Origin of the sequence: Gilliamella sp. wkB72 (assembly GCF_001693745.1) — a bacterium.
GTDB classification, from domain to species: Bacteria; Pseudomonadota; Gammaproteobacteria; order Enterobacterales; family Orbaceae; genus Gilliamella; species Gilliamella apicola_E.
Map to the genome: position 1 here is coordinate 21,627 of NZ_LZEI01000030.1, position 6,872 is coordinate 28,498.

Below are 6,872 nucleotides of genomic sequence, written 5' to 3' on the forward strand. Positions count from 1 at the left end.
AGAATGTGATTGTTTGAGCGATATAAAGGTGGTGAATCTGCCTTATTAGTCCATGTATTCTTCCCTCAAGAAAGCGATATCGAGGATTTAAAAGAGTTTGAAGTGCTTGTTTCTTCTGCTCAAATTGAAATTCTCGATATTGTGACAACCTCAAAAAAGTCCCCACAAGCTAAATATTTTATTGGTGAAGGAAAAGCATTAGAAATCGCCGATAAAGTAAAAGAACTAAATGCTTCAGTCATTTTAGTTAATCATACTTTAACACCGACCCAAGAACGCAATCTTGAGCAATTATGTGAATGTCGCGTAGTAGATAGAACTGGATTAATTCTCGATATTTTTGCTCAGCGCGCTAGAACACATGAAGGTAAATTACAAGTTGAATTAGCACAATTACAATATTTATCTACTCGATTAGTTCGTGGTTGGACTCATTTAGAACGCCAAAAAGGTGGAATTGGCCTTCGTGGACCAGGTGAAACTCAGTTAGAAACTGATAGAAGATTAATTCGCCATCGTATTCAATTAATTTTATCAAGACTTGCTAAAGTTGAAAAACAGCGCAATCAAAATCGTCAATCTAGAAGTAAAGCAGATTTATCAACGGTATCATTAGTTGGTTATACAAATGCTGGTAAATCGACTCTCTTTAATGCATTAACTAATGCTGAAGTTTATGCTGCCGATCAATTGTTTGCAACGCTAGATCCGACTTTAAGACGCATTAATGTTGAAGATGTTGGAGAGGTTGTTTTAGCTGATACAGTCGGATTTATACGTCATTTACCACATGATCTTATTGCTGCTTTTAAAGCAACTTTATTAGAAACACAGGAAGCATCACTACTATTACATGTTGTTGATGCAGCTGATCCTAATATATTAGATAATATTCATGCCGTTGATGAGGTATTACTGGAAATTGATGCACATGATATTCCTACTTTGTTAGTGATGAATAAAATTGATTTAATAGAAGGTAAGGAACCGAGTATTGATCGGGACGAAAATGGTGTACCAATTCGCGTTTGGATTTCAGCTCAAAATAGTTTAGGATTAGATCTTTTATTTACCGCATTAAAAGAGAGGCTCTCTGGGCAAATTCAAGTTTGCCAATTAAACTTACCTCCTTATTTAGCTAAACTTAGAAGTCGGCTATATAAATTAAATGCAGTGGAGAATGAAGTCATTGAAGATGATGGGAGTTTTCACCTAAATATAAGAATACCTTTAATTGAATGGAATCGCCTCTGTAAACAAGAGCCAGATCTGTTATACTTAATCAATACGCAAAATAACAACTAATTGTTAAATGGAGCATATAAAATATGGCGTGGAATCAGCCCGGCAATAACGGACAAGATAACGACCCATGGGGAAATAACAAAAAACCTTCCAATTCTTCGTCGGGAGGAATATTTGATCAAATTAAAGATCTCTTAAAAAAAGGTGGATCAAGTAATAATCGAGGTTCCTCAGATATTAACTTGAATTCTTCTAAAATTATTATGTCGATGATTTTAGTGCTTGCTTTGATTTGGGGGGTAAGTGGTTTTTATACCATCAACCAAAACCAACGAGGTGTAATAACTCGTTTTGGACAAGTTCAACCTGAAATTATCCAACCTGGTTTAAATTGGAATCCAGCATTTATTGATACAGTTTATAAAGTAGATACCCAAGGAACTTATAACTTTAATGTTCAGGGTGATATTATAACGACTAGTTATAACGGTGAAAATCTAGTCTTTGTTGAAATGAATGTTCAATATCGAATTAGTGATCCTATCAAATATTTATTTAATGTAACTAATGTTGAAGATAGCTTACGTCAAGCAGCAGATAGTGCGCTTAGAACATCTATCGGGAGCTCTAATATTGATGCAATTATTTCAGATGGACGCTCAGTTCTAGAGAACAGTACAAAAGAAGAACTCATCAATGTTATTTCTCATTATGATATGGGTATTACTATTGTCGATCTTAACTTCCAAGTAGCGCGTCCTCCTGTCGAAGTGCAAGATGCTTATGCTGATGCTATTCGAGCTCAAAATGATAGTGAGCGGGAAATAAAAAAAGCTGAAGCATATAAAGTGCAATTAATTCAGCAAGCGGAAGGTCGTTCTGCCACTATTTTAGAAGATGCAAATGCTTATAAAGTACAAGTTGAATTAGAAGCAGCTGGTGATGTTGCACGGTTTGAAAAATTATTACCACAATATAAAGCAGCGCCTGAAATTACTAAAGATCGTTTATATATTGAAACAATGGAAAAAGTATTAACTAAAACCCAAAAAGTGATTGTTAATGATAAGAGTGGTAACTTATTGGTATTGCCGTTAGAAAAATTAGTGAAAAATAAAATTGAACCTGAATCAGCAAACTTATCAAATTTAAGTAGTGATGGCAATAACAACCAGCCAGCAGCTTCAGAAACAGTTGATAGTACTTCTCAAAATAACAATGAAGCACAAAACGCTACAACTGATAACTCTACAACTAATAACACTGCAACTCAAAATAATAGTTCTATTAATCGAAGTAACCGAGCTATGGGTCGATAAGGAGAGAAAAATGCGAAAATTATTGATTCCTATAGTTTTAATTTTAATTGTTGGGCTTTATTCAAGTGTTTATGTGATTGAAGAAGGCACGCGTGGTGTGGTTTTACGTTTTAATAAGATTATTGGGTTATCTCAACCGGGTCTCCATTTTAAAATGCCTCTTGTTGATAGTATTAAAATAATCGACGCTAAAATACAAACCACTAATAGTTCAAATAATAATAACGAAAAGCGCTTTTTTAACGTTCATAAGAAAGAGTTAATAGTCGATTATTTTGTGCAATGGAAAATTGTAGATTTTAATCGTTATTATGAAACTATTGCTGGTGGTAATGATGTTAATGACTTAATCTTGGCTCGTTTAAATGGTCGTTTGCGTTCTGAAATAGGTAAATTAAGTAACCGAGATATCATTAATGATACTAATGCTGATACCAAATCAAGAAATTCATTAATGGCAAGTGTTAAAGATGCATTAAATGGTTCACCGCAAGATGTTGAAGAAAATTTACCAATCGATAAATTGGTCAATGATGCGAAAAAAGATCCTGAAAATAGTAAAGCCAGTTTGAGGTCCTTTGGGGTAGTTGTGATCGATGTTCGAATCAAACAAATCAATTTCCCTGCTGAAGTGTCAGGATCAATTTATGCTAACATGCGAGCTGAACGTGATATTATTGCGCGTGAAAAACGATATGAAGGTGTTAAAAAAGCTGAAGAAATAAGAGCGAAAGCTACATTTGAAAAAACTAAAATAATATCGGAAGCTGAGCGCCAAGCTCGATCTATTCGTGGTGAAGGTGATGCAAATGCAGCTAAACTTTATGCAGAAGCTTTTGGTAAAGATATTGAATTTTTTAGTTTTATTCGTAGTTTGAAAGCTTATGAACAAAGTTTTACAGGTAATGATGTTATGGTCATTAGTCCTGATAGTGAATTTTTCCAATATATGAAACTAAAGTCTAACAAATAATACAATGAGTAAATAAACTATGAGTAATAATGTTGTTGTGCTAGGTACACAATGGGGTGATGAAGGCAAAGGAAAAGTTGTTGATTTACTCACAGAAAAAGCAAAATATGTGGTACGTTATCAAGGCGGACATAATGCTGGCCATACCTTAGTTATTAATGGTGAAAAAACAGTATTACATTTAATTCCATCAGGTATTTTACGTAATGATGTCATTAGCATCATCGCAAATGGCGTTGTGCTTTGTCCTGATGCTCTTATGAAAGAGATGAAAGAGCTTGAGGAAAATGGTATCCCTGTTAAAGAGAGACTTCTAATTTCAGAATCATGTCCTTTAATATTGCCTTATCATATAGCATTAGACCAAGCTCGAGAAAAAGCACGTGGTAATAAAGCGATAGGCACCACAGGTCGAGGTATCGGTCCTGCATATGAAGATAAAGTCGCTCGTCGTGGATTGCGTGTAGGTGATTTACGTGATCGCCAAGCATTTGCTGAAAAATTGAAAGAAGTTATGGAATACCACAACTTTCAATTAGTAAATTACTATAAAGTTGAAGCGGTTGATTATCAAAAAGTCCTTGATGACACATTAGCGATTGCAGATATTTTAGTGGCTATGATTGCAGATATTCCGACGCTATTAGAAGATGCTCGGAAAAAAGGCGAAAGAATCATGTTTGAAGGGGCGCAAGGTACTTTACTTGATATTGATCATGGTACTTATCCTTTTGTTACCTCTTCAAATACTACTGCTGGCGGTGTAGCAACAGGATCAGGCTTTGGTCCTCGTTATGTTGGTTATGTTTTAGGTATTGTTAAAGCTTACTCTACTCGTGTCGGTGCAGGCCCTTTCCCAACTGAATTATTTGATGATGTGGGTGAATATCTTTGCAAACAAGGTAATGAATTTGGTGCAACAACTGGTCGTCGTCGTCGTACTGGTTGGCTTGATGCGGTTGCTGTACGAAAAGCCGTACAACTAAATTCAGTTTCTGGTTTCTGTTTAACTAAACTTGATGTTTTAGATGGTCTTAAAGAAGTCAAAATCTGTGTTGGTTATCAATTACCAAATGGTGATGTCATCAAAAATGCACCAGCTGCTGCTGAAGATTGGAGTTTAGTAAAACCTGTATATGAGTCTATGCCTGGTTGGAGCGAGTCAACGTTTGGTATTAAAAGTTATGATGCTTTACCACAAGCAGCCAAATCCTATATCAAACGAATTGAAGAATTAACCGAAACACCAATTGATATTATATCAACAGGTCCGGATCGTAGCGAAACCATGATTCTACGTGATCCTTATCAAGCGTAATTGTAAATAAAAAATCGGGTGCGTTTTCCCGATTTTTTATTTTTAGGATATTAAAAATAGTTAACTGAGTATGAGGACATTATGGCTAAATTAGGGACGCCGTTATCACCCACTTCAATCAAAGTTATGCTGTGTGGCGCAGGTGAATTGGCTAAAGAAGTCGTGATAGAACTACAAAGGTTTGGTTGTGAAGTTATTGCTGTTGATCGCTATGCTAATGCACCAGCAATGCAAGTTGCTCATCGTTATCATATTATTAATATGCTAGATGGTAATGAACTGAGAAAAATTATTGAACAGGAAAAACCGGATTTTATTGTTCCTGAAATTGAAGCCATTGCAACGCAAACTTTAGTTGAGTTAGAGCAAGAGGGATTTACGGTTATTCCTACTGCAAAAGCAGTCGCGTTAACCATGAATAGAGAAGGGATTCGTCGCCTTGCTGCTGAACAACTAAATCTACCAACTTCACCTTATCGGTTTGCTTCAACCGAAATAGAATTTAAAGATGCGGTAAAAGAGATTGGTTATCCCTGCTTAGTTAAACCAGTGATGAGCTCTTCCGGTAAAGGGCAAACATTATTACGCAGTGAAGCTGATCTTCAATTAGCCTGGAAATATGCACAAGAAGGTGGTCGAGCTGGTGGCGGTAAAGTTATTATAGAAGGTTTTATCGACTTTGATTACGAAATTACCTTATTAACAGTTAGGCATATCAATGGTGTTTCTTATTGTGAACCGATTGGGCATCGTCAGGAAAAAGGCGATTATCGGGAATCTTGGCAGCCTCAACAAATGTCTTGTAACGCTTTAGAGCAAGCAAAAGATATTGCAACCAAAATAACTCAAGCATTAGGCGGGCACGGTTTATTTGGTGTTGAACTGTTTGTTAAAGGCGATAAAGTTTGGTTTAGTGAAGTATCGCCTCGTCCTCATGATACCGGAATGGTAACTTTAATTTCCCAGAATCTATCTGAGTTTGCCTTACATGCCAGAGCTATATTAGGCTTGCCTATTCCACTTATTGAACAATATCATGCTAGTGCATCTGTGGTCATAATGGTTGAAGGTGAATCAAAACAGGTATCGTTCACAAATTTAGATAACGCATTAAGTCAACCAAATACTGATTTACGTTTATTTGGCAAACCACAAGTTGAAGGTTGCCGTAGAATGGGGGTTGCACTTGCTAGTGCTGTAACAGTGGAAGAAGCAATAAATAAAGCCGATGCTATCGTAAAACAGTTAAAAATAACCCTATAAGACGTTGCTTTGTGTAAAAAGCAATCACTTAATCCAAAAAAAGCAAATTTTGCAAAATAGGGGTTGACGTAAACATGTGAAGTGAGTAACATACGCAACCCTTGAGACAGCAAACTAAAACAACAAAATGTTTAGTTGAATTTAAAGCTGTCAGCTCTTTAAAAAGAAGAAACAGACAATCTGTGTGGGCACTTGCGAGACAAAAAATTAAAAGTCTACGGACTCAAAAAATTAAGTCTTGATAAGTGACACTGAAGATTCATTTGAATTATGTCAGAGACAGTTATTGAGCATCAAACTTTAAATTGAAGAGTTTGATCATGGCTCAGATTGAACGCTGGCGGCAGGCTTAACACATGCAAGTCGAACGGTAACATGAGTGCTTGCACTTGATGACGAGTGGCGGACGGGTGAGTAAAGTATGGGGATCTGCCGAATGGAGGGGGACAACAGTTGGAAACGACTGCTAATACCGCATAATGTTGAGAAACCAAAGCATGGGACCTTCGGGCCATGCGCCATTTGATGAACCCATATGGGATTAGCTAGTTGGTGAGGTAAAGGCTTACCAAGGCGACGATCTCTAGCTGGTCTGAGAGGATGACCAGCCACACTGGAACTGAGACACGGTCCAGACTCCTACGGGAGGCAGCAGTGGGGAATATTGCACAATGGGGGAAACCCTGATGCAGCCATGCCGCGTGTATGAAGAAGGCCTTCGGGTTGTAAAGTACTTTCGGTAATGAGGAAGGTG

General features: G+C 36.8%; 5 protein-coding genes and 1 rRNA gene. All 6 read left to right on the forward strand.

The window, feature by feature from the left end; genetic code table 11:
* Window positions 1–9: 9 nt before the first annotated feature.
* Window positions 10–1,305, forward strand: a complete 1,296-nt coding sequence (hflX, locus tag A9G07_RS11835) for a ribosome rescue GTPase HflX (RefSeq protein ID WP_065735273.1) — start codon at window positions 10–12, stop codon at window positions 1,303–1,305.
* A gap of 23 nt (window positions 1,306–1,328) precedes the next feature.
* Window positions 1,329–2,564 (forward strand): FtsH protease activity modulator HflK, encoded by a 1,236-nt coding sequence (gene hflK, locus A9G07_RS11840; RefSeq protein WP_065735274.1) that lies wholly within the window; start codon window positions 1,329–1,331, stop codon window positions 2,562–2,564.
* Window positions 2,565–2,574: 10 nt separating this feature from the next.
* The gene (hflC, locus tag A9G07_RS11845) at window positions 2,575–3,537 is read left to right on the forward strand and encodes a protease modulator HflC (protein WP_065561907.1); all 963 of its coding nucleotides are present in this window, start codon (window positions 2,575–2,577) and stop codon (window positions 3,535–3,537) included.
* A 19-nt stretch (window positions 3,538–3,556) separates the two neighbouring features.
* Complete coding sequence (locus A9G07_RS11850) at window positions 3,557–4,855, forward strand: adenylosuccinate synthase (protein ID WP_065561908.1); 1,299 nt, start codon at window positions 3,557–3,559, stop codon at window positions 4,853–4,855.
* Window positions 4,856–4,936: 81 nt separating this feature from the next.
* Window positions 4,937–6,118, forward strand: a complete 1,182-nt coding sequence (gene purT, locus A9G07_RS11855) for a formate-dependent phosphoribosylglycinamide formyltransferase (RefSeq protein WP_065735275.1) — start codon at window positions 4,937–4,939, stop codon at window positions 6,116–6,118.
* A gap of 302 nt (window positions 6,119–6,420) precedes the next feature.
* A 16S ribosomal RNA gene (locus A9G07_RS11860) occupies window positions 6,421–6,872 on the forward strand; the annotation flags it as partial.